We start from the raw sequence: 26,707 nt of genomic DNA, 5'->3' as shown, positions 1-26,707 counted from the left end.
ACTCGATCTGATTCAAAGGACACTGATGACCGAATTGACACACGTCGACAGCGAGGGCCGAGCGCGCATGGTCGACGTCAGCGCCAAGGCCGAGACGACACGTATCGCCGTCGCTGCCGGCGAACTCGTCACGACCGCCGAGGTAGTTCGCCTCGTCCGCGCCGACGGCATGCCCAAGGCTGATGTCCTCACCACCGCGCGCATCGCCGGAATCGCCGGTGCGAAGAAGACCTCCGAACTGATCCCGCTGTGTCATCAACTCGCGCTCTCGTCGGTCAAGGTGGAATTCGGGTTCACCGAAACATCGATCACCGTCGAGGCGACGGCGAAGACTCGCGGACAGACCGGCGTCGAGATGGAAGCACTCACCGCCGTCGCGGTAGCCGGCCTGACCTTGCACGACATGGTCAAAGCGGTGGACCCCGGAGCTACCATGAACGGTGTTCGTCTGCTCACCAAAGACGGTGGTAAACGCGGACATTGGACCCGCGACACTCAGAACGCACAGACAGCTCCGGCGCACACCTTCACCTCGGCACGGTCCGCGACCGTCCTCGTGGCTTCCACCGGCGGTGCGAACGGCACCAGACCCGACACCACCGGACCCACGATCGCGACCTGGCTACGTGAACGGGACTTCGAGGTACGTGGACCGCTTGTGTACGCCGACGCAGACATCGCGGCGGGCATCGCTGACGCCAAGGAGGGCTCCCCGTCACTCGTCATCAGTACCGGCGGCACCGGGGCTTCCCCCACGGATGCCACCCCGGAAGCTACCCGGGCAGTCTTGACCCGTGAGTTGCCCGGCGTCGCAGAAGCGATCCGGACCAAGGGCCTCGAGAAGACACCGCACGCGTCGCTGAGCCGTGGTGTGGCAGGTCTCACAGGTACGACGGTCATCGTCAATCTTCCGGGTTCTCCCGGTGGAGTGAAGGACGGTCTCGCCGTCCTCGGACCCATCATCGATCACCTGCTCGCGCAGGTCGCAGGCGGAGGAGCGCACGATGAGTGAGCTATTGGCTCGGATCTCCGAGCAACCGATTCACGCAGACACCGTCGACGCCGCCGTTGCCGGTCCGAAGAACGGCGCTGTTGTGGTGTTCACGGGAACGGTGCGCAATCACGATGGAGGTCAAGCGGTTTCGGCGTTGGAGTACCAAGCGCATCCGGATGCCGAACGCTTCCTCCAGACGTGCTGCCAAGAGGTTGCGGCCTCGACCGGCCTGCCGGTTGCTGCGATCCATCGCGTCGGTCACCTCGAGATCGGTGATCTCGCACTGGTCGCCGCCGTCGCCGCGCCGCATCGAGCGGAGGCGTTTGCCGCGTGCGCCGAACTGGTGGAGCGCATCAAGCACGAGGTACCGATCTGGAAGCGGCAACACTTCGCGAACGGCGTCTCCGAATGGGTCGGGTTGTAGGTCGAACGCTCCGGGAAGGTAGAGTTGCGATCACTAGGTGCCTGAAATCGGGCATCCAGCGTCGTAGAACGCAAATTTTCTTGCTGAGTGCTCAATGCACCCGCTCTTCTTACGGCGAAGAAGCCTGCCGACCGGCAGCGCCGCCACCACTGTGCTTGATTGTTCGACCGGTTAATTCCCGTGTCGGCATCCGGGCACGAACACGTGCCCGAAAGGCTCTGAACACACTTGTCTGACATCTCTACGCCCGCTACCACCTTCGCAGCCCTCGGTGTGCGCGCACCGCTGGTGAAAGCTCTCGAAGACGGCGGAATCACTTCTCCGTTCCCGATCCAGATCGACACCCTCCCCGACACTCTCTCGGGGCGCGACGTACTGGGCCGCGGAAAGACCGGAAGCGGCAAGACCCTCGCGTTCTCCATCCCCATGGTCTCCCGCCTCGCCGGCGAACTGTCCGGAGGAAAGCGTCGTCCGGGTCGACCGCTCGGCCTGGTGCTCGCACCCACGCGTGAGCTCGCCACCCAGATCACCGCAACCCTCGAACCGTTGGCCGCCGCATACGACTTGCGCGTGACCACGATCTTCGGCGGTGTCTCGCAGCACCGCCAGGTTCAGGCTCTCAAGGCCGGAGTCGACATCGTCGTCGCATGCCCCGGTCGCCTCGAAGACCTCATGAAGCAGAAGTTCGTCAGTCTCGACGCCGTCGAGATCACCGTGCTCGACGAGGCCGACCACATGGCCGACCTCGGCTTCCTGCCCGTCGTCACCCGCATCCTCTCGTCCACCCCGCAGGACGGGCAGCGTCTACTGTTCTCGGCAACGCTGGACAACGGCGTCGACAAGCTCGTCAAGCGTTTCCTCAAGAACGAGGTCATGCATTCGGTCGACGAGGCCAACTCCCCCGTCGCCGCAATGACGCACCACGTGTTCGACGTCGACGGCGTCGAAGCCAAGAAGGCTCTGGTCGAGAAGCTCGCTTCCGGTACCGGTCGTCGCATCCTGTTCATGCGCACCAAGCACCAGGCTCGCAAGTTGGCTCGCCAGCTCACCGAGTCGGGCATCCCGTCCGTTGACCTTCACGGCAACCTCTCGCAGGCTGCTCGCGACCGTAACCTGGCGGCATTCTCCGCCGGTGAAGCGCGCGTCCTCGTCGCCACCGACGTCGCAGCGCGTGGCGTCCACGTCGACGACGTCGAGTTGGTCGTCCACGTCGATCCGCCGGCCGAGCACAAGGCTTACCTGCACCGCAGTGGTCGCACCGCTCGCGCAGGCAGCGCCGGCGACGTGGTCACCGTGGTTCTGCCCGAGCAGCGTAAGGATCTTGCGATCCTCATGCGCAAGGCAGCCATCAAGGTGACCCCGGTCCGTTCGACTGCCAACTCCGAGCACGTCGTCAAGTTGGTCGGCGACATCGCACCGCACGTCACGCCGGCTCCGAAGGCTCCTGCCCAGCCCAACGGCGGACGCGGACAGCGTCCCGCCGGCCAGGGTGGACGCGGCGGCGCAGCACGTTCGGGTCAGGCTCGCTCCGGACAGGGCGGTCAGTCACGCGGTGTTCGCACCGGCGGAGCTGCCCGTCAGGAACATGCCGGTGGTGGCGCTCGCCGTCCCCGCACCGGCGGCGGCGCTCGCACCGCAGGCTCCACCGGTGGCCGTCCCGCACGCTAGGCCCCCGGTACAACTCAATAGGTTTCGTAGTGGACAGCGTCGGCCAATGGCCGGCGCTGTCGCCATCCGAAGCGTTCGAGATCCGGAACCTGTTGAAACTCGGTCACCTTCCCGACGCACAGCCACGCAATGGGGCGAACGGGTGACGGAATGCCCATGAGTTCGGTGAGGTACTTCTCGTCGTAGAACGAAACCCAGCCGATGCCGATCTCCTCGGCTACCGCGGCGAGCCACAAATTCTGAATTGCCAGTACCGCCGAGAACAGTCCGGTGTCGTCGACGGTATGACGGCCGAGGATGTTCGGACCACCGCGCGACGGGTCGTAAGTGACGACGATGCCGGTACCGCTCTCGGCGATTCCCTCGATCTTGATGGGGTCGAACGTCGAGCGGCGATCCTCGGGCAAAGACTGCGCGAATTTCACCCGGGCATCGGCGACGTGTGCCGCGAAGGTGTCGAGCGTCTCCGGATTACGAACGACGACAAAATCCCACGGTTGCGTGTTTCCCACGCTCGGCGCGCGATGGGCGGCGTCGAGAATGCGCATCAGAGTTTCGTCGGGGACGATCTCTCCCGAGAACTCGGCGCGAACGTCTCGGCGTCGCCGAATCGCTTCGTACACGGATACAGCTGATTCACTCACGCCCCGACGGTATAGCGGTGCAATCCCAGCATGGCGTCGGGGTGCGGTTCGACCGTTTCTTCGCGCATGCAGGCGCGGAGCGCGCTGCCGACCGCCCCCGAATCCATCCCGGTGCCGATCACGACCAGTTGCGTGGTTCGAGGTTCGCCCGACTTCCATCGCAGCGGCGTGATCCGGACATGATCACCCACCGATTGGATCTCGAATTTTCCTGTGTAGCCCGGAATCTCGAAGTTCACGAAGCCCTTGATGCGGTAAACACCCGACGGCTGATTCTCGAGAAAGTGCGTCAGAGCCCTGGCATCGAGAGGCGTCTCCGATGCGAAATCAACCGATTCGTAGCGATGGTGCAGGTGATCGTGATGACACGAGCCGTCCTCGTGATCGTCGTCGTGCCCGTCGCGCAGGAGCTCGTCGAGGCTCAGTTGATCGCCCGGAGCCGGAGGGGTCACCTCGCCGGTATCGAACAACAGAGCGGGGTCTATCCGCGAGTGCGAGGTTTCCACCATCGGCGCTCGCGGATTCAACTCACGAATTTCGGCCGTGAATCGCTCGCGTTCGGCGACCGGAACGCTGTCGATCTTGTTGACTACCACCAGGTCTGCCAGGCGGACATGTTGATCGAGCTCGGGATGTTCGCGGCGAACGGTGGAGAAATTGGCTCCGTCGACCAGGACTACCAGGCCGCCGTAGACGACAGACGGGTTCTCACTTCCGAGGACGAGTCGAATCATGTTCCGCGGCTCGGCAAGCCCGCTGGCCTCGATGACGATCACGTCGATCCCGGACTGCCGGTGCGCCAACTTGTTCAGCATCTCGTCCATGTCCGAGACGTCGACAGCGCAGCACAAACAGCCGTTGCTGAGAGAGACCATCGAATCGACCTGACCGGCGACCATCATCGAGTCGATGTTGACGGATCCGAAGTCGTTGACGATCACGCCGATGCGTACACCGTCGTTGTTACGCAGAAGATGGTTGAGCAGCGTCGTCTTGCCCGAACCGAGAAAACCTGCGACGACTATTACGGGAATCTGCTTCTTCGCCACCACACAACCTTCCGAAACCACACGTACCGATCAGTGATCGTAGTGGAGTGTGGCTCCGGAAGGTTCACGCTGACAGCAGACTCACACCGTGCAGAGCGGACGGATGTCCGACGTGCCCTCGGTGGTCGGTGACGTCAGGATCGTGCATGCGTTGTATCCACGGGATTCGGCGACCCGGCGGATCTCACTCCAGCCTGCCGCGTCGATGACCGCCGACCGTGAGAGCACGAACCCGGAAAGCCTGAGCGGATCGCCCACCAGTGCCCACGAATAGTCGTCGGCAATGTAGGTGACGATGTAGTTGGGTGGGCCGTCCAAGCTTTCCTGTGAGGGCACCCCGGGGAAGCTCACATGCAACTGGGCACCCGTTGCTGGATCGGTAACTCGGGCATTCCCGACGATCTCGTTGGCTTGACCGGTCCACGTCGTACACGTGTTCTTCACGCTCACGTTCGTGGAATCGACAATCCCGTAACTCGCCCGGGTGTCCTTCGCGCACGCGAGGTTGAAGGGCTGAGGAATCGCCGCCACCTGGTTCCATTCCCCTACGTAGCGCGCGACGTCCAGGTTCGCCACCGGCTGCAAGGGTTCCCAGAGTGGGCTCGCGTGCGCAGTTCCCGAAAACATCGTCACTGCGGCGCACACTCCCGCAATCGCAATCGCACTTCGCCCCGACCACTTCATGTCACTGCTCCTCGTCTGTACAACGCTCGATCGGCATTGGTTCCTCAAGGCATTCGGAGCTGACGGACTGGAGGATGGGGCCGTATGTAAAACTACTTTTGGTTTGTTATGGACCTACTTCACAAACCTTATGTAGTCTTTGCTAAAAGATAGCTGAAAGTCGGACGGAGCTACTGTGATGAAGGTTGTCGACTTAGGTCTAGAACGCACTCGCTATGCAGTCATCGACGAGACGATCGAGTCGAGGTGGCGCCGAGTCACCTCTATGCAGCACGACGCCGTTGCCGTCGTGACCCCGCGCGACCGGATCACTTTCGCCGAACTCGAACTCCGGACCGACGCATTGGTCCGCGAACTTCGCCTACGTGGGTCACACGGGGCACGCCCGGTTGCGGTCGATCTCGAACCAACGGCCGAGTCGGTGCCCGCCATCCTCGCCACTCTGATTTCCGGTCGGCCCTTGGTCATGATCGACCCACAACTCCCCGAGGCCCGCCGAGCGCACATCATGAGCACCTCGGGTGCAGTCCCGCTGCAGTCGATACTCGACGAGTCTGCTGCGACGGGCTTCAGATTCGACAGCGCGTTGGAACCATCGAGTTCCGACCCTGCAATGATCGCGTTCACGTCAGGCACCAGCGGGGCGCCCAAGGGAGTCGTGTTGAGCCACTCCATGTGCCTGAACAAGGCCGACGAACTCGCCGCAGCAATCGACCTGCGACCCGACGATCACATCGGGAACCTGTTGCCCGTCAGTTTCGGAGCCGGAATCACGGCCCTGATCATGGGGCTTATGAACGGAGTCACGGTCTACTGCTGGGATCCACGTATCGACGGCGTCTCGGGAATCGACGACTGGCTGATCGAGAATTCGATCACGACCACGCACTGTGCGCCGTCCTTTCTGCGGGCGTGGTCGGATCTCGATTGCGATGCAGCAAATGATGATTCGATCGGTTCCCTACGCGTCGTCGTAACGTACGGGGAAGCAGTTCACGGCGAGGACTACGCGCGCCATCGCAGTCACGGCTTCGCTCGCGTCACGTACGTCAACTGGCTGGCCACCACCGAGACCGGTGTCGTCGCGTACAACGCGTTCCCACCACATTCCGAACTACCCGTCGGAGTGGTACCGGCCGGACGTGCTCGCGACGGCAAGGACGTACAGATCGTCGATGTGAACGGCGTGCCTCTCCCCGACGGAGAGATCGGAGAGATTCAGGTTGTCTCCAGTGATCTTGCCGACGGATACCACGGCGACCCGGATCGAACTGCAACACGATTCACGCGCCTGGGCGACGGAGTGAGCATCTACCGGACCGGTGACCGGGGCCGCATCGACGAACGCGGAGAACTGCAACTGCGGGGACGCGTCGACGACGCCGTCAAGATTCGGGGCTACCTGGTGGAACCGATGGAAGTCGAGGCGCATATTCGTCGAATTCCCGGCGTCGCCGATGTTTTCGTGGTCGTCGTCCTCGAGAACGATCGACCGGAGATCGTCGCCTACGTGGTCCTGACCAACACCGTGATGGCACGGTCGGGCGCCGAGATGCGGCGCGAACTGGCGACATATCTGCCGGCCTGGATGCTCCCCCGACATTTTCTTCTGATGCCGGCGTTGCCCCGCAACGAAAGAGGAAAGGTCGATCGAACAGCGCTGCCCTCCGTCGAGGTGCGGTCCACTCCACCGACTCTCGCCGGGCCCGCCGAATTGTGGTTGTCTTCGATCTGGGAGTCGATTCTCGGCGTCGACTCCATCGACCGTGAGGACGACTTCTTCGAACTCGGCGGCGACTCGCTTGCTTCAACCGAAGTGGTGGCAAAGATTCACGACATGTTCCGGATCCGGATCACGGCGGCGGAGTTCGCGGCCGCCAGTACCGTCAAAGACCTTGCAGCGCTGGTGGATCGGCGCAGAATCGATCCCGATGATCGCGTCTGTCACAACACGTTGGTTCCGCTGAAGCTCGAAGGGTCCGGGCGACCGCTGTTCATCATGAACGGAGCGGGGTGCCCATCGACGACGCTGTCCACCTTGTCGAAAGCGCTTCACACCGATCGGCCGGTTTACGCACTTCAGCCACATGGCTTCGAATCTCGCGGACTACCCGACCGGTCGGTGAAAGCAAGCGCCCGCCGTTTCATTTTCGAAATCAAGAAGATTCAGCCCACCGGGCCATACCTCCTCGCCGGATACTCGTACGGCGGCTACGTGGCGCTGGAAATGGCGACACAGCTGTCCGAGTCAGGTGACACTGTCGAACACGTCACCGTTCTCGACACCAGAATCTCCACCGAGGCTGCCGCACGACTGGCTGGTCGAGCGGGCATCACTTTGGCTCCGTCGATCGTCGACCTTGCACCACAACCATCCACCAATGCCCGCTGGAAGCCGACCAGACGCACCGTCGCGGCCATGTGGATCCGCACGCTGTTCGCCGGCATTCTGCAGTACCCGCCGGCCACCCAGTGGACCGTGTTCCTCTACATAGGAGGCCAGGCGCTCCGGAAGCATCGGATACGAGCATGCGCCGCGCCCGTCACCGTGATCCGTGGAGCCACCAACAACCGTGGACGCGAGATCTGGTCACTCATTGCCACGGGCTCACTGGATTTCGACGACGTCGACGCGTGCCACGAAGACGTCGTCCGCCAACCGTACGTCCGCAAGACTGCGGCGATCATCGATCGAGTCTGTGATCGAGCGTGACCAGCGCTGCTCATGTCCAGCTGTAGAAGAAAGAGCGGCGGGGAGTGAGTGCCCACTCGGTCGTCGACGAACACACTCGTTCCTTGACGAACGCACCCGCCCTGCCTGCGATGAACATGCCCGCTGCGTCGTCGACACGAGTGGTCCGCTGGAACACACCTCGCCGCCTCCCGAGACTGATGCACCGGCCTGCGAACTTCGGAGCCACCGGGCGCGGCGCGGAACCTTCGAGTCGATGCAGGATCGTCTCGGCCGCATGGATTCCCAAGGGAATCGCAGCCTGACAACTCATCCTCAGTGAAAGATCACCGACTGCGACAGCATCACCCGCACCGACGATGTTGGGGTGGGACGAGCATTCGAGTCGGTCGTCGACCTTCAGACGACCGAGACCGTCGACGGGAAGGCCACTTCGGCGCGCCAGCTCGGGGACCCCGAATTCTGTCGCGAGAATCGTGCAATCTGCCTCCACCCGTGCGCCTCCCGCAAGCTCGCAGGACGAACCGTCAATGCGTGTAACCCGGGATTCGGTGACGATGTCGACCCCAAGATCGGTCAATGTTCTGAGAATTGCAGATCGCGCACGCTCTGACAGATCCGGGGCCACGATTCCTCCGGTCACCAAAGTGATTCGGCTGCTTCGCTGCTCAGCCAATTCTGCGGCAGTCTCGATTCCGGTGAGACCGCCGCCGACAACGCAGACCGTAGCCTTCCCGTCGAGTGTCGCCAGTCTGGATTCGAGGCGAACCGCGTCCTCGAATTCGGAGACGCTGAACCCGTGCTCCGCCGCCCCGCCGATAGTGCTGGGTAACTGCCCACTTCCGACTGCGTAGACCAGATAGTCGTAGTCGAGCACACTGCCGTCGTCGAGGGTGAGCCTGCCGAGCGCCGCCTCGATCGTCGTCACCTCTCCGAAGACTCGGTGTGCCGCACGCGGTAGCGCCCTGTCGAACGAGACCGTCGCGTCGTAGCCAGCCGCGATCATCTGATGGAGCCTGATTCTTTGCACGAAGTGTGGGCGCGGATTCACGACGGTCACCGTGATGTCCGACCGAGTTCTCAGCAGTCGCTTCGCTGCCATGACGCCCGCATATCCTGCCCCGATTATCACCACGTGTGCACTCATGGTTCTCCGTTCCGCCAACGGTCCCCATGCTGAGAATGCACGGGATGATCAGGCCTCATCGCGGACGTTATTGAACATTGACGCCCTGGCGTTATGGCGGTCGACACATCTAGGCAGAACTGTGCTGCATGCAATAGAGACTCGAAAAACACAGAGTCGACAACACAACACTGGCTCGAATACAACAAATGCTCTGCACCGATTGGTGCAGAGCATTTGTTCGGGTGGAGCTAAGGGGACTCGAACCCCTGCGAAAACAGGGCGTATGCGCAGGTCAAGCCATGTTTATTGCGTCTTTCATGACTGTTGACGAAACCGGGCGACCAGCGGTTATGGACGACTATGTTGACGCGGTCAACACGATTTTCGTCGCATGTGCGTTCGATTAGATGCGGTTGCGCCAGCGGTCGGTTTGCGGGTCCGCACCGGAACACTCGGGGGTGCGGATCGTCTCACCGCAGCGCCGACAATAGTGCGTCCGATGACCACCGTTGTGTGCGGTTGGGCAGCCGCAGACTTCCCAACCGACGAGGCACGTGTTCGCCGCGAGCGGGTGCCCGTTCGGACACTTGCTCGGGGATCGTTCAGTCGACGGCACACCGAAAGTTTCGCACATCTGTTCGATGAGTGGTAGCGTCGGCTCTGTTGGCAGGAGACGGAAGGGAAGCCGTCAGTGATCGCCGCACCACAACTGAATAGTTCGATGCCCACCTGACTCATTCGGCAGCACAGGTGGGCATCGGCGCATCCGGAGACGCGAAATAGCCCCGACCTTTTTGAGGTCGGGGCTATTTCATGCACTAGCTGGGATGACACAGAGGGGACAGATGTTTAACCTTGCTATCATCCAACCGGACGTTCTCGACATTTCTGTCAACTGGAGTTGTTAGCCCATGTACAAGCAAAGCTTGGCCGTGGTCGTGCCTGTATACAACGAGGCTGACCACATCGAAGACTGCATCACCGCCATACTGAACCAAGGCGATCTAGTTGACGAGATTGTGATAGTCGACAACAACTCCACCGACGAGACAGCAACGATCGTTCACGCATTCAAGTCGCCGAAGATCCGCTATCTAGTCGAGCGCCGGCAGGGCGTTGTCCATGCCCGGAACGCTGGATTCGATACGGTTTCAACGGACATCATCGGCCGCATCGATGCCGACACCCGAGTCCATGACGGATGGGCGCAAGCAATACACGCCCATTTTGCCGACGCCGATTCTTCCGCCGCAGCCGGAGTCACACACATCTATGATTCCCCATTCACGTTCCTCCATCGCCTCGTCGTCAAACGACAGATCAAACGATTGCGGAACGAAACGAATCCTCAAGTATCCGCGGCGGTCGGAGCGAATATGGCCATCCGAACTTCCTCATGGATGTCCGTACGGCCACATTTGAGCGACCGCACGGACATCCACGAGGATCTGGACCTATCCTTTTGCCTTCGCAAAGAAGGTCACACCATCAGTCATCTACCCTCCATGCAGGCATCGGCATCCGCAAGACGCGGAGTCACACCGCCCAGAAAATACCTGCGGTATAACGGTGCCTCTCGCGCAGTAATCGAGCGTCACGGACTCATGAACCGCAGATTGAGTTTGATGATCACCGTCGACTCGATTGTTCACGCTTTGCTGTGGCCCGCATATAGAGTTTTCACGACCGTAAAGGCCCGCGAGTTGCCTATCATGTGATGCGGATGAAGGTTCCAGCTTCAATAACCGTGTTGTTGAACCCTGTTACGCTCGCCCAAACAGTGAGTTGGTCACCGCTCGTCACTGCAATATCTGTTGGAGCAATCGGGACCGTGTAAGTGCCGGTGTTTGCAGGCGCAACTACGGTTTGGGATGCCAGAACAGTGGATCCGCGGCGCACCTCGACCTTGTAGGTCTGGTTGAAGTATTGGCGTGTGAATACGACAGTGGCTTCGACCGTGGCGGTCTTTGTGCCAGATACGACCAGGGCATTGTTTGTGACGGTGCTGCCTGGATACCCCGGGTCGCTTCCCCACCCTGTGACCTGCACCGGAGTGGATGACGAAGATGTCGCAAATGTTCCAGACTTCGTCATGCCAGAGGGAGTGAAGTTGATCGCCTGGACAACAGGGTTCTTCGCCGACATCGTGACAGCGACAGACGGAACCGCCACAGTCGACGACGCGGTCACAACAGGCACCTTCGCAGACACGCCTACCGTGGCAACCGGAAGACTCACCGACGAGGTCGCGGTAACAACCGGGGCCTTCGCCGAAACAGTAATCGCAGCAACACCCACAGCAACTACTGCTGAACCTGTCGCAGTAACCACAGGCGCCGGAGTCGACATTGTCACAGCAACGACCGGGATCGCCGCTTCGAAGTGAGCCGCCACAGTAGGCGCAGGCGCCGACATCGTCACAGCAGCCGCAGGCACAGCGACAGTCGCATCCGCGCCGACCGCACCAACCGCAGGCAACGCCTGCATCGCGATCGTCACAACCTCCACAGACACATTCGCGTCAGCATGAACAACCGGCGCAGGAACAACCAACGTCATCGCCGCGGCCGGAATCGCTACCAACGCCGTCGCAGTCACACTCGGCGCGCCAGCAGACATCGCCATCGCAGCGACACCAACCGCCACCGACGACGACGCCGACACATCAGGTGCCGGCGCCGACATCACAACACCAATTCGGGGGACTGACACAAACGCCGACTTCGAACCGTCCCACACCAACCTGTCACCCAGATAGGCGCGGATCACAGGCTTCCCATCGAGGTACATCCCCGTGACAGCACGACCTCTGTTGTACAAGCCCATGGCAGCCGCCCTATGCAGTGGTGGAAGTGATGATTCCCGCGGCGTCCCAGGTGATGGTGAACTTGCCGGCGGTAGTCGATACGTCGCCACCGAGGTCGGCGTACGCGATCAGCGGGCGGGTCGCATCCGTTCCTGGGGTCCCGTCGTAGATGACTGCATACCGGGCGGTGATCGTCGAAGTGGACCATTCGAGGTCAGGTCCGTCGAGCACCAGGGTGTTCGTGCCCGCGGTGTAGTTCACGGTCGGGGTGGTCAACGTGAGCCCACCTGCCGTGTAACCGGTGCCCGTCACCTCGTTAGTGACCGACGACTTGTACTGGTGCACATCCTGATCCGGCGTGTACGCGCTCGTGCACAACATCACCTTGATCGTGTGCGAGGTCCAGTTGATTTCACCGTTGAATGCGGACTTCATTGCTGGTCCGTACAGCTTGGCGGTTGCGGCCATGAGGGGTCTCCTAGGACTCGAATGTCAGGTAGAGGGTGGCTGGGTCAGGGTTGGGGATCGCCGCGTATTCGGCGATGGTGAGGTCTTCGGCGCGCTGAATGCTGCCGCCGTTACGGATGAATCCCAACGCGCCCGGTTCGGGCGGTGGGGCGCCGGCGTCGATGAGCGGCCACAAACGGAAAGTCCCCGACTCGGCGGGGACTTCAATGGGGTAAACGTCATGCGTTGGATTGGATCTCGACCATCGGATCCCCACCCAGTACGGGCCAGGATCCAACGCCGGGGTTGTGAACAATCCAGTCGTCGCATTCACAGGGACCGTGGTGCGTGCGGGACCGAGGATCGCATCATGCGCCACACTGTCGCGGATGTCGCGGACCGTGAACACAATCTCCGCACCAACACCCAACTTCGCACCATCAGTCAAACGATCAGAAATAACAGGCATCGCTTCTCCTCATCACGCGATCGGCGGAGTGCCGGGATCGACAGTGCCCGGGTTCTGCACCTCGGACGAATGCTTCAACACACTCAAACCGGACCACTGAGAACCGCCGTAAAACCAGCGCCAACGACCCGTAAACAAATCCACCCGAACCGTGTAACCAGCAGACGGAGTCGTGAAAAACACGTTGTTCGACAACGTGATCTCACCATCACCACCATTGTTCGAGATCGCAGACTGATCCATCGAACGCCGGTAATACTCCGAACCATCCGGGGCCTTCACAACGATGTCCATGTACACCTTCGCGGAACCAGTGAAACCAGTACCGCGGGAACGGGTCTGCGCGAGAACCTGCCACAAACCCTTCGAGTCCAGGCGTTGAACTTTCTTGCCAGCCAACGCCGGATCCGACACCAACGTCACACCGACACTCGGGCCGACCTGCCGATCAAACGACATCGTCCGCATCCCCGGCTGATCCTGATCGAACGTGATGAACAAGTTTTGGGAAGCAACCCACGAGCCGTAACCGATGATGCCCTCAAGCACCTGCGCCCGGTTCTGTAGATCAAAGATGTAGGCGGCGTCTTGCATCGCTTTGTCGCTGATCGACTTCAACGGTCCAGGCCCGAAACCGCCGCCACCGAGGAACGCGTTCGCGATGTCGCCGAGCAGTTGGCCGATGTTCGCGAAGCCGGCGAAAATGTTGCTGAACCAGTTGTTTTTGAACGTCGACCAAATGTCCTGGTTCTTAGGCTTACCGGGAGGCAACTTCTCCATCAGCAATCACCCCGCTCAGATCGACATCGACGCTCACGCCTCTGCACACGCACCAACACAACCGTCAAAACCAACACCGAAACCGCGCACCCCGCATACAAAACAATGCGGATCACATCACGCCCCGGATACAACGAGTTCGACATCGCCGACGCAGCCACCTGAATCAACACCAGACACGTCAACACCTTCTCGGGCAACAACACCCGACCAACCTCGTTCGTCCACCACTTCGACCTAAACGCATAAATCAAAGTGAACGTGCACCACACCACCGTCAGCGCAACCAACAGCCAGTTACCGACTTCTCTGAGCATCATCGCCCTTCCATACTCAGCCGGAACAACTCACCGAAGTGGTTGCGCACCATCTGATCCTGAACACGCTGCCCGCGACGCTCATGGTCCGGGCGTGCACGACGAGACGCCGCCAACCGCTTATCCACTTCCAGCTCAAGCAACCGTGCCTCGGTGACCGCTTCGTTCTCGACGCGAGCGCGCCGGCGCCACCTCACGACGCCCCCTGAGCTGACTCTTTCCGCCACTCCTCCAGCAGCCGCGCCGACAGATCAGACGTGGCCGACAGCTTCGCGATGGTCTTCGCGTCCTCACCGTTCAGCGTCAACGCCTTGTCCAACGCCGACCGGAGATACGTATTCGCCTGACGCTCAGCATCCAACTGCTCACGATGCTGAGCGCCGACGACGAGGACACCTCTCGCGATCATCAGGAAGACACCGACGACGAACCCGACGACGACACCACCCTCAATCGGAAGCGCGGAAAAGAACTCCCCCATCACCCTTGCTTGCGGTGTCGGCCGACGTACTCGTCGAGTTCCGAAGCCTGCTGCGCGGTGATCGCATTCGGCACCAGCCACGCCGACACCGCAAACACACCCTGAATGCTGATCGCCAACACAACCTGCGCAGTACCCGAGATCGGCAACCCGACGAGGAGGACCAGCACGTTAGCGAGCAGGCCGACGACGTTCGCGATCGTCTTGCGGTTCTGCTTCACGAACGGAATGTTCTGCACATACGACTTCGCGAAACCATCCAAACCAGAATCAGCAGTCATCACTTGCCCTCCAGTTTGTCGAGACGCTTCCCGATGTCGGCGATCGCGTCGACAATCGTCTTGCCGCCCAACTGGGGCCAGCCACCGAACTGCCCGCGATCGCGCTGCTTCATTCCACACAGCTGCTCGCGGATGTCCTTCACATCGGACACAACCGCATCCATGTACGTCTTGAAAGTAGCGAAATCCATGTCACCCTCCTCGGGCTTCGTTGGGGTAGTAGGTGTTCCGTAAATCCCGAGATGGCCGGCGCGGAGCTTCGCAGCGAACGCCTCATTGCGTGCATCGCCCTCACGGAACGCCATCTGGTAATGCATCTCGTCAGCGCGGGACCAGTCGGCACCCCAGAAGACGGTGCCCTCGAACAGGCGAAGTCCCTCGCGGATCTTCGCGATCCGAGCGGCGGGCATCACACGCTGACCCCACGGATACTTCGGGGCATTCACGTCGACCGCGGTCCCGGACAGATGGTTCGAGTTAGCCACGTCGTTGGTGTTCGACCAACCCCACACTGGGGAGCCGATCTCTTCGACGTTGCGGTCGTACCAGAACAGCCATGCGCCGAGGATCGTCAGCGTCGCGCCTTTGCGGAGCGGCGCCGTGTCGACGAGGAATAGGTCTTTGATGCGGGGGATGTCGCACTCGTCGCGGTTGCACATGCGCCAACCGTTCTCGGAGTGGGTGTTCCCGTACGGGGTACGGAATGTCATGTGTTTCTCCTAGGTTGAGTTGGCGATAGCGCGGATGCTGCCGAAGATCGTCTGGACCTTCTTCAACACGCGCTCCCAGCCATCACCGACAGTGATGGCATCACCGAACGTGGTGACAGTCCGCATGCGTCCGTCTTCCTGCTCGGTGATCTTCACGTTCGACACGTGCTTCTCGATCACCACGCCGTCATCCCAGACGGTCATGATGTCGCCGACCTTGTAGCGGCGCTCGAAGTGAACTTCCACGCCGTCAATCACTTCGACGTCTTCTCCGAACGTGAAGCCGCGCCCATCCGCGCCGCCCTCGACGACCGTCAACCGGATCGCCTCGGAACCGGAATGCGCCTTCAACGCTGCCTGTCCAACGGCGAACCCATCCAGCGACCACGCGGACGTGTTGTCGCCGAACGCTTCACCGCGACCCATCGGGCCGAGATCCGCTTCGAGCTCGGGATCCCAGAACTGCTGGAATGCGAAGAACACGTTGTCGAACAGGTCGCCGATGATGTTGCCCAAACCGAGCCCTGGGAGGATCGCGTTCAGGATCAATTGCAGGGCGAAGTTTGCGCCCCACTCGATGACCTGATTCAGGATCTCGGGGGCCTTGCCGCCGATCACAACACGCGTTGCGTCCGCAGTCTTTTCGACCCGTTCGATCCATGCGATCTGATCACCATCAGAGCGCCACTGAAACTGGCGCCGGTCCCGCTTCGCGTGCGTGTTGAACACGAAACCTGGGTTTTGCAACTTCCCCCACTCGGACGGATTTGTCAGACCGAGGATGTTTCCGGGGTTGGTGAAGTTCAGGAAGTTGTCGGACGTGTAGTCCATGACGGATTGCAGCATCGAGAGGGTGTGCGTGTTGAAGACGTGCGGGGACGGCAACCCATCGGCCGGCGTCCACAAGTTGATGGACAAGCCGATCTCGTAGGTCTCGACGGTCTGCTTGAACAGTTCGTCGAGTTGGGTGAACCGGGCAGCCAACACGATCATGTCGTCTGGTGACTCGTGCACGATGTTCAGCAAGTCGTCGAGGGTGTCGATGTCGTCGAGGTCCGGCAACTCGGGTGTGGTTTTGCGGATCGGCAGAGCAGTCACGACCGGCGATCGGAGTCGTGTCATCACCTTCGACACGTACTTTTTCATCACCTGATCGGGTGGTCCCCAGTCAACGTCCTGCTTGCCGGTGATGTTCAACTGAATCTCAGGCGGCAGGGTGTTGTTCACCCATGCCAACGCCCGCAGCAGTTTGAACAGGTTCGAGACGCAGGTAAGTTTGATCGTCAACCTGCCTGGCGGGCCCGCGACTTGAGCCTCCATAACCCGCCCATCCCACGGGATTCCATTGTGGGTGGTGCGGATGTGGATGACTTTCCGCCGCGGGTGCGACAGGTACGACGCCATCGGATGATCGCCACGAATATAGATTTCCGCGGTGGTGGGAATCGCCCAATCCCACTCGAACGTGGTTCCCGCCATGTACGCACCCAACGGGCGCCATGACATCGCATCCGGTGAACCGACCTCGATCCGGAAACCTTTGACCTCGGTGGTGTTGGGGCGCGGGTATCCGGGGAGGGCGACAGTCATTTAGAAGCCCTCCCTGAATAGTTGCGGCAACGTCACTTTCACCGAGGTGTTGGTGTTGGTGCCTGTGCCTTGGATCGTGATGGGAACGGTGATTGGGCAGGCCGGGTTTCCGGGGATCTGCTTGTACCAGGCGCGGGCGATCCACGACCGATCGTTGCCGGCGCCGTCTTTGATGGAGAACCAGTTCGGGTCGGTGTTGATGGTCCACACGTCGCCGGCTGCGATGGTGGGCAGTGGGACGAGCTCGCCAGCCCAGCCGATCTTCGGCAGCGTGATGGGGCCGGTGATGACGATGTGTGGCCACACCGGCTCATCCGACTCCGATTCGATAGCGGCTGTTGCGAAGTCCGCGGCCTTGAAGGTCTTGACGGCAGGTCGCTTCCGCCACCACGTCTCATCCGACCGCAGCGTTGCCGGATCGTTCAGCTGAACCCCAGCATCCCTCAGTTGGCGTATGTCCATCGGCCCGAACTTCGTAGACAACCTCACGTACTGGAATTTCTCGCCACCAGTTTCGGTGATCGACCAGAAGGTGTGTATTTCTTTGCCGCGGCCCAGCGAGTGCCGCCACAGCTTCCCGAGCCGCAACGCGTCAGCCTTCGGGACAGGTCCGACCTTGCAGTCCAGCCCGATGAAGTTCGGCATGTCATTGCGGGCAACCCACGACACCCCAGCCTGACCTACATTCTTCTGGTCATCGTGTGTGAACTCGGCGCCCTCAGTACCTGTGGGTTCCGTACGAAACGAGACGGGACAGGCAGGATCGTTGAAATCCCACACTGTCCCGTCTGCGCATTCGAGGACATATCGCCTACTCATATGCCGCCCTTCAGGATGTTGATGTTCGCCATGCCCGAGTCGCGGTCGACGTTCACCTCAGCTCGGATCGGTTCACGGTTCTTGATCGCCAACAGGATCTGTTCGAGGACCGGCTGAATTTCCTTGGTCGCGTTCTCGAACCCCTTCTCCAACTGGGAGGAAGAGTTGCTGCCGGTGTCGAATTGTCCGGTGAACTTCCCGTCCGCATCGAACCCCGACGCGAGCGCGAATGCTGCACCCACACCGAACGCCGCAGCGTTATACGCAGAAGCCCTGCGACCATTCGCCGTCGTCGGCACCTTCAACCCCGGCTTCTCCCCCACATAGCCTCCGAAGCCTGTGAGTCCACCGTCAGCCATCGGCACCAACTCGTACCCGAACCGGCGTGCAGTCTCCCGAGTGATCGCGACTGAACGGGTGCGCTTCGACGGGGCGTGCGGAATGTAGGACTCTCCGCCTGTTCCCTTCTCCGCGAACCGAATCAAATCCGCACCATCGCTGTAGAGGCCGGCTTGGTCGGGGAGGTTCATGCCGCCGTTCTCGAACACCTTGAACCCGCCAGACCAGATCAGGTTCGGATCCTTCCCAGCAGCATCCGAGGTACCACCAGCCGGCGCCGACGACGGCGCCGACTCAGGCGCCGAATACGACGACGAAGACGATCCGGGCCAGTTGGTGACAAACACCCGCTGCCCATCAGTCGCCAACGCAGCACCCGAATCCGTCGTCCCAACAGTCATCTGACTGCCGTTACCGCGAGCATTCGACGCAGCGATAATCTCGTCCGCCTCAGCAGCCTTCACCGCATAATTCGAACCATCCGCAGTTCCCGACTGCTGCACCTTCTGCGCCGCCTCAGCCTCCGACATGCTGTTGTAGTCGAAGTCGTCGAGCTTGTCGTAAAACATGCCCGCAGCCCTGGTCGGATCCTTCCGGTCCTCCAACGTGCCCCAACCACCGTTATCGCGCTGCTGCATGATGCCGGCGTTATCGCCATCCATGCCGTGATCGAGGTTCTGCAAATCGGTTTCAGCGAGGGCGGTCATGACCGCGGCCTTGATGCCCTTATCGCTGATGCCGCGGCGCTTACCTTCCGCGATCACCTGATCAGCGATCTTCTCCCGCTCCGTCCGAGTATCCGGAGCAGCAGGAGCCGCATCCTTACCCGCACCAGACGGCGCACCCAACGGTTCCTTCGACGCCGCATGCACATGGTTCTCGTGCTGCTGCATCGTCGCCGCACCATAGAACGACGGGTCGACAATCTTCCCGTCCTTGATGTTCCGAGTGAACCGCGGATCCGAGTAGATCAACTCCGCCAGCTGCGACTGGTAGTTGTCGGCGAGGTAGTTCGCCCACGCCAACTGCTCATCGGTGTTGCCTGAGCCGTTGGAGTAGTCGACTGCCTTCCCTTGCCCGTGGTAGTCGTTGGTGTCCCGGTAGGACGAGGTGAGTTGGAGTCCTGGTGCGTGTTGGGATGCGATGCCGGTGAACGACTCGACGACACCACCATCAGCCATCTTGATAGCGTCAGGTCGAACAAGGCCGAATCCGAAGCGGCGAGCCACATCCTGCAAGATCGCCTCCGAACGTTTCCGCTTCGACGGCGCCCCCGGAATATAGGCTTCCCACTGCGTTTCACCTTCCGCGTACTGCACCGGACCAAGCGGCGACCGCGTGTAGATGCCCTGCCCGGAACCCTGCTGAATGTGTGCGGTGTCGATCATCCCGTCCGCACGAGTACGCACACTGCCATCAGCCTGCCGAAGCACAGGACCAACCGGCCCCTGCTGACCCGACGCATTGAAATCACGCTGAGCCTGCGCCGTCCGCTGCGTATCAACCAACACCACAAGATTGCGAGGCTGATTGATCCACGCACGAAGCGCAGCCTCCGTCTCATCAGTCGGAGCAGTGACCTTCACAGTCCCATCAGGCAGATTCTCGACCGTGAACCCAAGAGCCTTCAGATTGTCCTGTGCATCCTGCGTCAACGCTTGCGTGTGGACCGTCTTCGAGTCCGGGACACCGATGACCTTGTCCTTCAACACGTCCAACTCGTACTTGGCTTCTGGCATGCCAGGCTGTCGGATCGTGGTGTCCACGAACTCGGGCGTCAAACCAAGCGTCGCAAGGTAATCGACCGCCGCCTGATTGGACATGCCCGTCGCCATGACCTGCCCGAGAAGGGCGTCATAGTTTTCGTTGTACTGCCCAGTCAAAGCCTCGACGGTATTGCCTGCTTCCATACCCGTCTTGATCTGGGTTTGAAGCTTCTCCGCCATGCCTCTCAGGCCGTCGTCCATCTTGACCTGGGCCTCGTTGTTGCGATCGATCGAACCAGTCCAGTTCTCAATCTTGATCGCAGCACCATCAGCGCCAACACCGATATCAGCGATCGCCTTGTTGACCTTCGCCGACTCATCGTTGAACGCCGCCGACAGTTTCATGTCCCCGGCGAACTCGTTGAAACGGTTCTGAGCTTGATCGACAGCAGGCACCAACGTGTTATCCACGAAATCGGCGCCTTGATTCAGGCCATTCTTGATGCCCTCACCGGTCTTCTCGGCAGCGTCAGCCATCCCATTCAGCTTGTCCGACAGGCCACCAACACCCGCATCGAAACCAGGAATGACCAGGCTGATCACCGTCGACAAGGTGTCGAGGCCGCCGACCATGTCAGCGAGCGATCGAAGAATGCTGACCGACATGTCCGCGCCGGCACCCGCGAACTCAGCGAGCCCACGCATACCGTCAGCGACGAACCCGAGCACAGCCTTCGCACCCTCGAACGCACCATTGCCCACATCGATGAAAAACTCAATGACACCGGCGCGGTTGTTTGAGATGTTGTCAGCGAAGTCCTTGATGTACGGGCCGAATGCCTGCGCGAGAGCAGCTTTCATCCCATCCGATGCCACGCTGATGGAGTTCATTGCGCCCTGCACTGATGTGCCGGCGTTGTCGCCCATCACGTTGATCGCACGCCACGCCGCACCCTCATAATCGTTCAGGGCAGCGGTCGCGGTGGACAGGTCCATCGCGTACAGCGCTTCACCCAAGTCCTCGGACTGGGTGCCGAACAGTGCGACGGCGGCAGTAGCGCGCTCAGCCGGATCCTCGATGTTTCGGAGACCTTCGAGGACGATGCCCAAACCTTCGCGGGCATCCTCACCGCCCTTGGCGATCTTCGCAGTCATCTCCTCGGCGTTCTGGCCGATCGCGGCATAGCCCTCCGCGCTCGACTTCGAACCGTCGATCGCCCGGATACTGAACTCCTTCAACGCATCCGCTGCGAGGTCAGTGTCACGTGCGCCAGCCTTCAATGCCTGCGACATCAGGCCGATACCATCAGCCCCCGACAACCCGAGCTTCCGGAACTGGGTGCCGTACTCGTTGATTGTGTCCAGCCAGTCCTCACTGACATTGAGACCCATCTGAGAGCCTTTGACGATGAGGTCGAAAGCGTCCTGCGCATCGACAGCGAACCCCGTCTTAATGGCCTGGCCTGCGGCTTTCGCGACCGCGGGAATCTCGTCGCCGATGATCGTGGCGACACCGTCGAGGCTGTTGATCATCTTCTCGGCGTCACGTTGTGTTGCGGCCGGATCAAGTAGTCCGCTTGCGAGTGCTGCTTTCGCGGTCGCAAGGTTCCCTTCGACGGATTCGCCGAACGCGTCCGCGTAGGACTCACCTGCTGCGAGACCGAACTTCCGGGCCTGTCCTTCTGTGCCACCTGTCTGCGCCTGGAAGAGGTCTTGGTCCATCTCCTGCTGCATGCCGTCTTGGATGGCGGCAGCTAGGGCGGCGCCGGCTGCCAATCCGAGGACAGCGACACCGAGCAGAGAACCAGCGATCGGACCTGTCTTACCAGCCAAATCGCCTAGACGGTCAGAGAAACCGGCGAGAAACGATCCAGCAGTGTTGTGCCCTGCACTCGACGAAATGGCGCCACCAACCCGCGCCATACCCGACACCGCGGAACCCGCAGCGTCACCGATGCGGGACACACTTCGAGCTGCCTCGTCACTATTGTTGCCGAGCTGCCGAACTTCCTGATCGGCTTGCTGCGTGCTCTGCGCCATCCGCTCGGCCGCAGTTGTCGCCTGCCGCTGCGACACTGTGTAGGTGTCGATAGCTGCTTGCGCTCGGTCGATCGACCGGATCGCGTTGGAACGTGCCTGCTCTGCCTGACGTTCCGCAGTCGCAACCTGCTCAGCTGTTGAGCTCGAATCCTGCTGAATCTGCTGGTATCGACGTTCCGCTGTTGCTGCCGCCTCGCGTGCTGTGCCAGCGCGATTACGGGCCGTGATCATTGCCTGTTCGTTGCGTTCCACGTCGCGAGCCAACTGCGTGTATGACGCTGCTTGCCTGTTGGTGGCTTGCTGAACGGTCGCAGCTGAGGTGGTCGCGGCGTCGCCGAGCCGTGTCATTGCCCGTTCGGAGTTCTGCGCGCCTTGGATGAAGCGCGAGTCGTCCATTGTTAGTCGGGCTACCAGTTCGCCTACGTCAAGCGCCAAGGGTCAGCCCTCCAGTGTTCAGGTTTTCGGTTTGATCGTGGCGAGGAACTCGGTGGCCTGTTCGAGGTCGACGAGTTTGCCGAGTTGTGCGAGTGCCCAGTGCGCTTCGCCCATGTCGGCGGTGAAGCCGTAGTGGATGATTGCGGTGCGGCCGGCGTGGAAGATCATGGGCCAGGGCAGGTTGTCGGCGACCATCTCGTCGTAGACGCCGCCTGACCACAGTTCGGTTTCCGGGTCTATCTCGGCGCCGAGGATTTTCAGTGCCTCGAACACCTGCTCGACGGGCGGTACACCTTCCGCGATGACCTGTTTGCGGAGTCGTGCAGCCTCGGGCGCACCGGGCGCGGGCACGGTGTACGTCTTCCCGCGGATCGGTAACTTCAGATCCGGGTCGAAGAAAGTATCCAAATCCTTGTAAGCCATCAGACTGCTTTCGGGTGTAGGGCGTCCCAGAGGTTGGTGCCGGGGGTGGATGCGTAGTGGTCGATGCGCAGTTTCAGCCACCGCCACGTGCGGGCTTCGAGTAGCCCGGATTCGATGTCGTGACCGTTCGCATCCAAGTCGAGTTCGATTGCGTGCCAGTGGTTGAGGACATCAGTCCACGGCCGATCGACTGTTTCGTCGGACGGGGTTTTGCCGGGTGCCTGGTTGTACCAGTCTCGGACGCCGGTTACTTCGTCGTACGGGCCGCCGCCAGGATCATCCGGTCCATAGGTTCCCGGGGCTGAAAGATCTTGCGGGCTAGGGTCGCCCCCACTCTCGATTGGTTCGGGGGTGGGGGCAGGGGATTTCCCGCCAAGACTCCACCCGCCGACTCCCACACCTGTTGCGCCCGCTCAGGCTTCAAAACAAAGGCCATCGCAACGCGCCCAGCGAGAACGATCTTCGGCCACGAAACGCCGGCGTCGACCATTTCCTGATAGGTGTCGCCGAGAACGTAGATGATTTCGGCGCGTTCCTGCTCATCATCCAGCCGAACTTCTGAACTCAACAACATCATGATGTGCAGGCCTTGCTCGGCACTGCATGAAACCCGGAACTCGCGCCCACCGATAGGTAGCACGAGTTCCGGGTCCATGAGTTCTGCGAGGTCACGCATACAAGTGCAACCTTTCAGAAGGGGTGCTGGTTAGGCAGCGGCGATGGTGAGTGCGCCGCCTGTGAGGCCAGTGCCGTCGCCGGTCACAGTGCCGCCGGGGACAGTGACCGACCAGGTCGGTGCAGTGCCGGAGGTTGTGAAGTCCGCTGCCACGTAGCCATCGTCGAGGGCGACGAGAGCAGTCTTGATCGCAGCGGCGGTCGCGTTGTAGGCGAGAGCCGACGTGGTCTTGCCGTTCCACGTCAGGGTGAACGTGCCTGCGGTGGCAGCGCCAACGCCGACCGAGAACACCTGCGCGCCCGAAGGCACCAGCGGCTTCACGATGTCGCGGGGCTTGCCGCGACCCGACAGGGTGAAGCTGAACTCCTGCAACGCATTCGTGTCACCCGCAGCGCTGTCCGTCCACTTGACGGTGGTCTCCGCCTCGTGGGCGTCCGGCAGGGCATCACGACGGTAGATGCGGGCAGTGACGATGTTGTCGGCGCCGGTCTTGCGGCCCTTGCGGCGAAGCAGTGCCTGACCGGGATCGTCGACGAAGCCGGCAGTGTTCTCACCTTTGCGCTTGCCGCCGCCCTCGATGCGGAATGCGAGGCCGGTGACGATCTGCGACGCGAACCCTTCCGAGTCGATGTCGGAGTCGTCCTGTTCGGAGCCTTCGAAGATGGGTGCGACGGAGGAGAGTCCGCGGACTCGGAGGAAGCTGGTTCCGTCTTCGGTTACTTCGAGGATCCAGTCGCGTGCGAGTGTGGACGAAAGTGACTGTGTGGGTGCGGTCATGAGGTTGCTCCTGGGTTTGTGGTGATGGTGTACGAATCGGGGCGGGTGTAGCGGTTGTTCGCATCGGGGGCGATGGGGCCTGTGATGTGCCGGATGCAGGACAGGATGTTGACGCCCGCCCACACGGTGTTGCTGCGCTCATGCAGCCTGTCGTCGAGGGCGCGGAACACGCTGTCTGCCAACCTGTTGACGGTGCGAGGGTCACGGCCAGCTGCCCTGAATCGGAGTTGGACGTAGTAGTCGGGTGTCGCTGCGTCCCGTGTCCGGTCGTCGTTGTAGCTGTTGAGGAGGATCGCCGTGTCTGGTTTGTCGGGGAGTTGCCCGAAGAAGATCGCGGGGAGGCCTTCACCGACGTAGTTCGGTGCGTAGCGTGCGAGTCCGAGGTTGGTGAGGTGTTGGGCGAGGGCTTCGAGGAGTTCAACTGTGTCCGGTGCCCGAACGAGTGTCATCCGAGTTGCCTCCGTATCGCCTCAGCGAGGATCTGCCCGACGATCGGGGCTTTCGCGATGCACGCGTTCTCCAGGAACTTCGCCTCACCATCCTGATGGTGATATCCGAGTTCCTCGTGCTGCTTCGCGGCGTACGGCTTCGAGTAGTAGACGACTGCTTCGAATCCTTCTGCGGCTGTTGTGCAGTCGTTTCGGAGTTCGCCGGTTTCTTTCGGGGTGCGCTCGATTGACTCCTGCTTGATCACTTCGGCCGCGTCATGCAAGCCATCGGTAATCGCGGAGCGGATCGGCTGGATCGGAAAGTTCAGAGCAGTACTCATGCGATCACAGCCAAACCACAGCGGCGACGTTGATGCCCATATGCAATGCGTTGTCGAAGATGATCAAAAGCCAGAATGCCAACCATGTCGGGGTCTCCTCTGGATATCCAGTCGCGGTGTGACCAGGCCTGAACGCTTTTGGGCCGACCTGGTTCTTCAGCCATACGAGGTGGCGCGCCAACCTGTATCGGTCGATCACCGCGTGAGTTCCGACAATGACAGCCAGAGCCGCTAGGGACTGCGTGATCAACAGGAATGGAAGACCGTAAGTGACTGCGTGAACTATCGCGGGCCACCAATGCTTCGTCTTCTCCGTTGCCATCCAATGCGATTGGAAGACGTAGTCGCCCACGAGGTGAGCGACGAGAGTCAACGCGATGACGTTGGCGATGATCACGAGCACGCTCCTAGGTGAGGTCGATGCTGTAGAAGTTGGGGGTCAAACCGTTGCCGTCGTCATGGCGTTGCTCCGCCAACACCACAGCCGTGCGTCCACCAAACTCGGGCGGAAAAGTCACCAGCGAGCCGACAGGAATAAGTGCAGTGTTGACATGCATACTCACCCGCGCCTCGGAGATGACCTCCGAACCATCAGCGGCACGCACCAACTTGCGTTTCGTGGTGATCTTCCCGAGCACAGTCACCGCCGGATCGAACGCCGGCTCGTACGGACCTTCGCCCGCATGCCGCTGCACCGAAACCGGCCACACAAACCACGCCGCTGCGATCGCGTCAGCCGCATTCACGACCCCACCGCCTCACGAATCAGGAAATGCGCGTACGCAAGACCACGCCGATACCCGCGAGACTCAGTCAAATCATGATCCAGCTCAACCCGATCGCCACGAGACGCCGTGATCTCAGCGTCGATAGCGGCCAACGCCGCATCCATCGGGTTCACGACGACCTCACCAACGAACTAGCGAGACCTGCATTCCGCAGGATCGACACCGACAGTTCGCAGAGCCCGTTCAACGCTTCGGCGCGGGCAGCGTCCACCGTCGCAGCTGTCGTCGACAACGACGAACCATCAATGCTGGATGATGTGATCTGCACGTCGAAGCCACCGGCACCAGCAGCCGGATCCACCTTCAACGCCGACCACCGTTCAGCCTGCGCGCACGTCGCATCGCGCAACGCCTCCCGAATGTCGTCATCGACAGGGAGACCGCTCGGCTGGGTGTCGTAGATGTCGCAGCGACACGCGTTCGCGACCCGCGACGATGCGTGGCGTAGAAGTGAGGTTGCGTTGTCGGGTGCGGGCTCACCGAGCCATGCGGCCAGGTTGTCAGCATCGGCATAGACGAGCACGGTTACTCCTTCTCCAAGCCGATGACCGTCTTGACGGTCGCGACATCGGCCCCAGCCGAGAACAGGGAACCGGACGCGTCGCGCCGCAACTGCTCCACGATGATGCAATCCGGAAAGATCTGGACACGGCGTGTACCCGAAGTGGGGATGCCGAGGTGTTCAAGTGCGGCCATCAAGTCCCGCCGCTTGAATGTGGTGGGTAGATCAGACACGAAAACTCCTCGGGGTGTTGATGGTTGGTGCGCAG

General features: G+C 61.2%; 31 protein-coding genes. 6 read left to right on the top strand and 25 right to left on the bottom strand.

Features of this window, described 5'->3' with window-relative positions:
- Positions 1 to 25 precede the first annotated feature (25 nt).
- The 3 genes from moaCB (at position 26) to AC1Q6C_RS22125 (ending at position 3,086) form a co-directional block, all read left to right on the top strand.
- A complete protein-coding gene (gene moaCB / locus AC1Q6C_RS22135; RefSeq protein WP_054187785.1) occupies positions 26 to 1,012 on the top strand; it encodes a bifunctional molybdenum cofactor biosynthesis protein MoaC/MoaB in 987 nt (328 codons plus the stop codon).
- Positions 1,005 to 1,418: a molybdenum cofactor biosynthesis protein MoaE gene (locus tag AC1Q6C_RS22130; protein ID WP_007731311.1), complete on the top strand. Its 414-nt coding sequence runs from the start codon at positions 1,005 to 1,007 to the stop codon at positions 1,416 to 1,418. The genes moaCB and AC1Q6C_RS22130 overlap by 8 nt, the downstream gene beginning before the upstream one ends.
- Positions 1,419 to 1,646: 228 nt before the next feature.
- Positions 1,647 to 3,086: a DEAD/DEAH box helicase gene (locus AC1Q6C_RS22125; RefSeq protein WP_230359741.1), complete on the top strand. Its 1,440-nt coding sequence runs from the start codon at positions 1,647 to 1,649 to the stop codon at positions 3,084 to 3,086.
- A gap of 14 nt (positions 3,087 to 3,100) precedes the next feature.
- Here AC1Q6C_RS22125 and bluB read toward each other — a convergent pair whose 3' ends face one another.
- From bluB to AC1Q6C_RS22110, 3 genes are all read right to left on the bottom strand, one after another.
- Complete coding sequence (gene bluB, locus AC1Q6C_RS22120; RefSeq protein ID WP_007731309.1) at positions 3,101 to 3,730, bottom strand: 5,6-dimethylbenzimidazole synthase; 630 nt, start codon at positions 3,728 to 3,730, stop codon at positions 3,101 to 3,103.
- Positions 3,727 to 4,779: a CobW family GTP-binding protein gene (locus AC1Q6C_RS22115; RefSeq protein WP_007731308.1), complete on the bottom strand. Its 1,053-nt coding sequence runs from the start codon at positions 4,777 to 4,779 to the stop codon at positions 3,727 to 3,729. Before AC1Q6C_RS22115 ends, bluB begins: the two co-directional genes overlap by 4 nt.
- A gap of 81 nt (positions 4,780 to 4,860) precedes the next feature.
- The gene (locus tag AC1Q6C_RS22110) at positions 4,861 to 5,463 is read right to left on the bottom strand and encodes a lipocalin family protein (RefSeq protein WP_492666815.1); all 603 of its coding nucleotides are present in this window, start codon (positions 5,461 to 5,463) and stop codon (positions 4,861 to 4,863) included.
- Between the two features lie 178 nt (positions 5,464 to 5,641).
- On the opposite strand from AC1Q6C_RS22110, the gene AC1Q6C_RS22105 reads away from it, so the two are divergent.
- Positions 5,642 to 8,176, top strand: a complete 2,535-nt coding sequence (locus tag AC1Q6C_RS22105; protein WP_230359740.1) for an AMP-binding protein — start codon at positions 5,642 to 5,644, stop codon at positions 8,174 to 8,176.
- Between the two features lie 10 nt (positions 8,177 to 8,186).
- Here AC1Q6C_RS22105 and AC1Q6C_RS22100 read toward each other — a convergent pair whose 3' ends face one another.
- The gene (locus AC1Q6C_RS22100) at positions 8,187 to 9,302 is read right to left on the bottom strand and encodes an NAD(P)/FAD-dependent oxidoreductase (protein ID WP_230359739.1); all 1,116 of its coding nucleotides are present in this window, start codon (positions 9,300 to 9,302) and stop codon (positions 8,187 to 8,189) included.
- A gap of 893 nt (positions 9,303 to 10,195) precedes the next feature.
- Between AC1Q6C_RS22100 and AC1Q6C_RS22095 the strand changes: the two genes are divergently transcribed.
- Positions 10,196 to 11,002, top strand: a complete 807-nt coding sequence (locus AC1Q6C_RS22095; RefSeq protein ID WP_492666814.1) for a glycosyltransferase family 2 protein — start codon at positions 10,196 to 10,198, stop codon at positions 11,000 to 11,002.
- Here AC1Q6C_RS22095 and AC1Q6C_RS22090 read toward each other — a convergent pair.
- On the bottom strand, positions 10,995 to 11,378 hold the full coding sequence (locus AC1Q6C_RS22090) for a hypothetical protein (protein ID WP_492666813.1): 384 nt from the start codon (positions 11,376 to 11,378) through the stop codon (positions 10,995 to 10,997). The genes AC1Q6C_RS22095 and AC1Q6C_RS22090 overlap by 8 nt on opposite strands.
- On the opposite strand from AC1Q6C_RS22090, the gene AC1Q6C_RS22085 reads away from it, so the two are divergent.
- On the top strand, positions 11,377 to 11,670 hold the full coding sequence (locus AC1Q6C_RS22085; protein WP_492666812.1) for a hypothetical protein: 294 nt from the start codon (positions 11,377 to 11,379) through the stop codon (positions 11,668 to 11,670). The two genes, AC1Q6C_RS22090 and AC1Q6C_RS22085, sit on opposite strands and share 2 nt — an antisense overlap.
- Before the next feature lie 450 nt (positions 11,671 to 12,120).
- Here AC1Q6C_RS22085 and AC1Q6C_RS22080 read toward each other — a convergent pair whose 3' ends face one another.
- The 20 genes from AC1Q6C_RS22080 to AC1Q6C_RS21985 form a co-directional block, all read right to left on the bottom strand.
- Positions 12,121 to 12,558: a hypothetical protein gene (locus tag AC1Q6C_RS22080; protein WP_264614283.1), complete on the bottom strand. Its 438-nt coding sequence runs from the start codon at positions 12,556 to 12,558 to the stop codon at positions 12,121 to 12,123.
- A 10-nt stretch (positions 12,559 to 12,568) separates the two neighbouring features.
- On the bottom strand, positions 12,569 to 13,006 hold the full coding sequence (locus AC1Q6C_RS22075) for a phage upper tail fiber protein (RefSeq protein ID WP_492666811.1): 438 nt from the start codon (positions 13,004 to 13,006) through the stop codon (positions 12,569 to 12,571).
- Between the two features lie 12 nt (positions 13,007 to 13,018).
- Complete coding sequence (locus AC1Q6C_RS22070; protein ID WP_492666810.1) at positions 13,019 to 13,786, bottom strand: hypothetical protein; 768 nt, start codon at positions 13,784 to 13,786, stop codon at positions 13,019 to 13,021.
- Entirely contained in the window at positions 13,786 to 14,103 is a 318-nt protein-coding gene (locus tag AC1Q6C_RS22065; protein WP_492666819.1) for a putative phage holin, read from the bottom strand. Before AC1Q6C_RS22065 ends, AC1Q6C_RS22070 begins: the two co-directional genes overlap by 1 nt.
- 193 nt (positions 14,104 to 14,296) lie before the next feature.
- A complete protein-coding gene (locus AC1Q6C_RS22060; protein WP_161121292.1) occupies positions 14,297 to 14,584 on the bottom strand; it encodes a hypothetical protein in 288 nt (95 codons plus the stop codon).
- Positions 14,584 to 14,865, bottom strand: coding sequence for a hypothetical protein (locus AC1Q6C_RS22055; RefSeq protein ID WP_058226363.1), 282 nt, complete (start codon positions 14,863 to 14,865; stop codon positions 14,584 to 14,586). The genes AC1Q6C_RS22060 and AC1Q6C_RS22055 overlap by 1 nt, the downstream gene beginning before the upstream one ends.
- The gene (locus AC1Q6C_RS22050) at positions 14,865 to 15,575 is read right to left on the bottom strand and encodes a M15 family metallopeptidase (protein WP_492666809.1); all 711 of its coding nucleotides are present in this window, start codon (positions 15,573 to 15,575) and stop codon (positions 14,865 to 14,867) included. The genes AC1Q6C_RS22055 and AC1Q6C_RS22050 overlap by 1 nt, the downstream gene beginning before the upstream one ends.
- A 9-nt stretch (positions 15,576 to 15,584) precedes the next feature.
- A complete protein-coding gene (locus AC1Q6C_RS22045) occupies positions 15,585 to 17,165 on the bottom strand; it encodes a Gp37-like protein (protein WP_492666808.1) in 1,581 nt (526 codons plus the stop codon).
- On the bottom strand, positions 17,166 to 17,810 hold the full coding sequence (locus AC1Q6C_RS22040; RefSeq protein WP_492666807.1) for a hypothetical protein: 645 nt from the start codon (positions 17,808 to 17,810) through the stop codon (positions 17,166 to 17,168). It lies immediately after the preceding gene.
- Between the two features lie 170 nt (positions 17,811 to 17,980).
- A complete protein-coding gene (locus tag AC1Q6C_RS22035; RefSeq protein WP_492666806.1) occupies positions 17,981 to 22,465 on the bottom strand; it encodes a phage tail tape measure protein in 4,485 nt (1,494 codons plus the stop codon).
- Positions 22,466 to 22,522: 57 nt separating this feature from the next.
- Positions 22,523 to 22,927 carry a DUF7426 family protein gene (locus AC1Q6C_RS22030; RefSeq protein WP_492666805.1) on the bottom strand — a complete coding sequence of 135 codons (405 nt, stop codon included), beginning with the start codon at positions 22,925 to 22,927 and terminating at the stop codon, positions 22,523 to 22,525.
- Positions 22,927 to 23,064, bottom strand: coding sequence for a hypothetical protein (locus tag AC1Q6C_RS22025; RefSeq protein WP_452624025.1), 138 nt, complete (start codon positions 23,062 to 23,064; stop codon positions 22,927 to 22,929). Before AC1Q6C_RS22025 ends, AC1Q6C_RS22030 begins: the two co-directional genes overlap by 1 nt.
- Before the next feature lie 110 nt (positions 23,065 to 23,174).
- A complete protein-coding gene (locus tag AC1Q6C_RS22020) occupies positions 23,175 to 23,603 on the bottom strand; it encodes a DUF7426 family protein (RefSeq protein ID WP_492666804.1) in 429 nt (142 codons plus the stop codon).
- Positions 23,604 to 23,633: 30 nt separating this feature from the next.
- Positions 23,634 to 24,380 carry a phage tail tube protein gene (locus tag AC1Q6C_RS22015; protein WP_492666803.1) on the bottom strand — a complete coding sequence of 249 codons (747 nt, stop codon included), beginning with the start codon at positions 24,378 to 24,380 and terminating at the stop codon, positions 23,634 to 23,636.
- The gene (locus AC1Q6C_RS22010; protein WP_492666802.1) at positions 24,377 to 24,829 is read right to left on the bottom strand and encodes a phage tail terminator protein; all 453 of its coding nucleotides are present in this window, start codon (positions 24,827 to 24,829) and stop codon (positions 24,377 to 24,379) included. Before AC1Q6C_RS22010 ends, AC1Q6C_RS22015 begins: the two co-directional genes overlap by 4 nt.
- Positions 24,826 to 25,149 (bottom strand): hypothetical protein, encoded by a 324-nt coding sequence (locus AC1Q6C_RS22005; protein ID WP_492666801.1) that lies wholly within the window; start codon positions 25,147 to 25,149, stop codon positions 24,826 to 24,828. Before AC1Q6C_RS22005 ends, AC1Q6C_RS22010 begins: the two co-directional genes overlap by 4 nt.
- A gap of 4 nt (positions 25,150 to 25,153) precedes the next feature.
- A complete protein-coding gene (locus AC1Q6C_RS22000; protein ID WP_492666800.1) occupies positions 25,154 to 25,546 on the bottom strand; it encodes a DUF3307 domain-containing protein in 393 nt (130 codons plus the stop codon).
- A gap of 10 nt (positions 25,547 to 25,556) precedes the next feature.
- Positions 25,557 to 25,895, bottom strand: coding sequence for a hypothetical protein (locus AC1Q6C_RS21995; protein WP_228232581.1), 339 nt, complete (start codon positions 25,893 to 25,895; stop codon positions 25,557 to 25,559).
- A 151-nt stretch (positions 25,896 to 26,046) separates the two neighbouring features.
- Positions 26,047 to 26,460, bottom strand: a complete 414-nt coding sequence (locus tag AC1Q6C_RS21990; protein ID WP_492666799.1) for a hypothetical protein — start codon at positions 26,458 to 26,460, stop codon at positions 26,047 to 26,049.
- A 2-nt stretch (positions 26,461 to 26,462) separates the two neighbouring features.
- Positions 26,463 to 26,672, bottom strand: a complete 210-nt coding sequence (locus AC1Q6C_RS21985) for a hypothetical protein (RefSeq protein ID WP_143542664.1) — start codon at positions 26,670 to 26,672, stop codon at positions 26,463 to 26,465.
- Positions 26,673 to 26,707 lie beyond the last annotated feature (35 nt).

It is taken from the genome of Rhodococcus sp. MT28 (genome assembly GCF_058792695.1).
This window is presented reverse-complemented; position numbering and strand designations above follow the sequence as displayed.

Bases quoted from the DNA above. Each gene is read 5' to 3' on its own strand.
- moaCB (WP_054187785.1), top strand. From the start codon at position 26: ATGACCGAATTGACACACGTCGACAGCGAGGGCCGAGCGCGCATGGTC.
- AC1Q6C_RS22130 (WP_007731311.1), top strand. From the start codon at position 1,005: ATGAGTGAGCTATTGGCTCGGATCTCCGAGCAACCGATTCACGCAGAC.
- AC1Q6C_RS22110 (WP_492666815.1), bottom strand. From the start codon at position 5,463: ATGAAGTGGTCGGGGCGAAGTGCGATTGCGATTGCGGGAGTGTGCGCC.
- AC1Q6C_RS22105 (WP_230359740.1), top strand. From the start codon at position 5,642: ATGAAGGTTGTCGACTTAGGTCTAGAACGCACTCGCTATGCAGTCATC.
- AC1Q6C_RS22100 (WP_230359739.1), bottom strand. From the start codon at position 9,302: ATGAGTGCACACGTGGTGATAATCGGGGCAGGATATGCGGGCGTCATG.
- AC1Q6C_RS22095 (WP_492666814.1), top strand. From the start codon at position 10,196: ATGTACAAGCAAAGCTTGGCCGTGGTCGTGCCTGTATACAACGAGGCT.
- AC1Q6C_RS22085 (WP_492666812.1), top strand. From the start codon at position 11,377: ATGCCAGAGGGAGTGAAGTTGATCGCCTGGACAACAGGGTTCTTCGCC.
- AC1Q6C_RS22090 (WP_492666813.1), bottom strand. From the start codon at position 11,378: ATGACGAAGTCTGGAACATTTGCGACATCTTCGTCATCCACTCCGGTG.
- AC1Q6C_RS22080 (WP_264614283.1), bottom strand. From the start codon at position 12,558: ATGGCCGCAACCGCCAAGCTGTACGGACCAGCAATGAAGTCCGCATTC.
- AC1Q6C_RS22075 (WP_492666811.1), bottom strand. From the start codon at position 13,006: ATGCCTGTTATTTCTGATCGTTTGACTGATGGTGCGAAGTTGGGTGTT.
- AC1Q6C_RS22070 (WP_492666810.1), bottom strand. From the start codon at position 13,786: ATGGAGAAGTTGCCTCCCGGTAAGCCTAAGAACCAGGACATTTGGTCG.
- AC1Q6C_RS22065 (WP_492666819.1), bottom strand. From the start codon at position 14,103: ATGCTCAGAGAAGTCGGTAACTGGCTGTTGGTTGCGCTGACGGTGGTG.
- AC1Q6C_RS22060 (WP_161121292.1), bottom strand. From the start codon at position 14,584: ATGGGGGAGTTCTTTTCCGCGCTTCCGATTGAGGGTGGTGTCGTCGTC.
- AC1Q6C_RS22055 (WP_058226363.1), bottom strand. From the start codon at position 14,865: ATGACTGCTGATTCTGGTTTGGATGGTTTCGCGAAGTCGTATGTGCAG.
- AC1Q6C_RS22050 (WP_492666809.1), bottom strand. From the start codon at position 15,575: ATGACATTCCGTACCCCGTACGGGAACACCCACTCCGAGAACGGTTGG.
- AC1Q6C_RS22045 (WP_492666808.1), bottom strand. From the start codon at position 17,165: ATGACTGTCGCCCTCCCCGGATACCCGCGCCCCAACACCACCGAGGTC.
- AC1Q6C_RS22040 (WP_492666807.1), bottom strand. From the start codon at position 17,810: ATGCCGAACTTCATCGGGCTGGACTGCAAGGTCGGACCTGTCCCGAAG.
- AC1Q6C_RS22035 (WP_492666806.1), bottom strand. From the start codon at position 22,465: ATGGACGACTCGCGCTTCATCCAAGGCGCGCAGAACTCCGAACGGGCA.
- AC1Q6C_RS22030 (WP_492666805.1), bottom strand. From the start codon at position 22,927: ATGGCTTACAAGGATTTGGATACTTTCTTCGACCCGGATCTGAAGTTA.
- AC1Q6C_RS22020 (WP_492666804.1), bottom strand. From the start codon at position 23,603: ATGCGTGACCTCGCAGAACTCATGGACCCGGAACTCGTGCTACCTATC.
- AC1Q6C_RS22015 (WP_492666803.1), bottom strand. From the start codon at position 24,380: ATGACCGCACCCACACAGTCACTTTCGTCCACACTCGCACGCGACTGG.
- AC1Q6C_RS22010 (WP_492666802.1), bottom strand. From the start codon at position 24,829: ATGACACTCGTTCGGGCACCGGACACAGTTGAACTCCTCGAAGCCCTC.
- AC1Q6C_RS22005 (WP_492666801.1), bottom strand. From the start codon at position 25,149: ATGAGTACTGCTCTGAACTTTCCGATCCAGCCGATCCGCTCCGCGATT.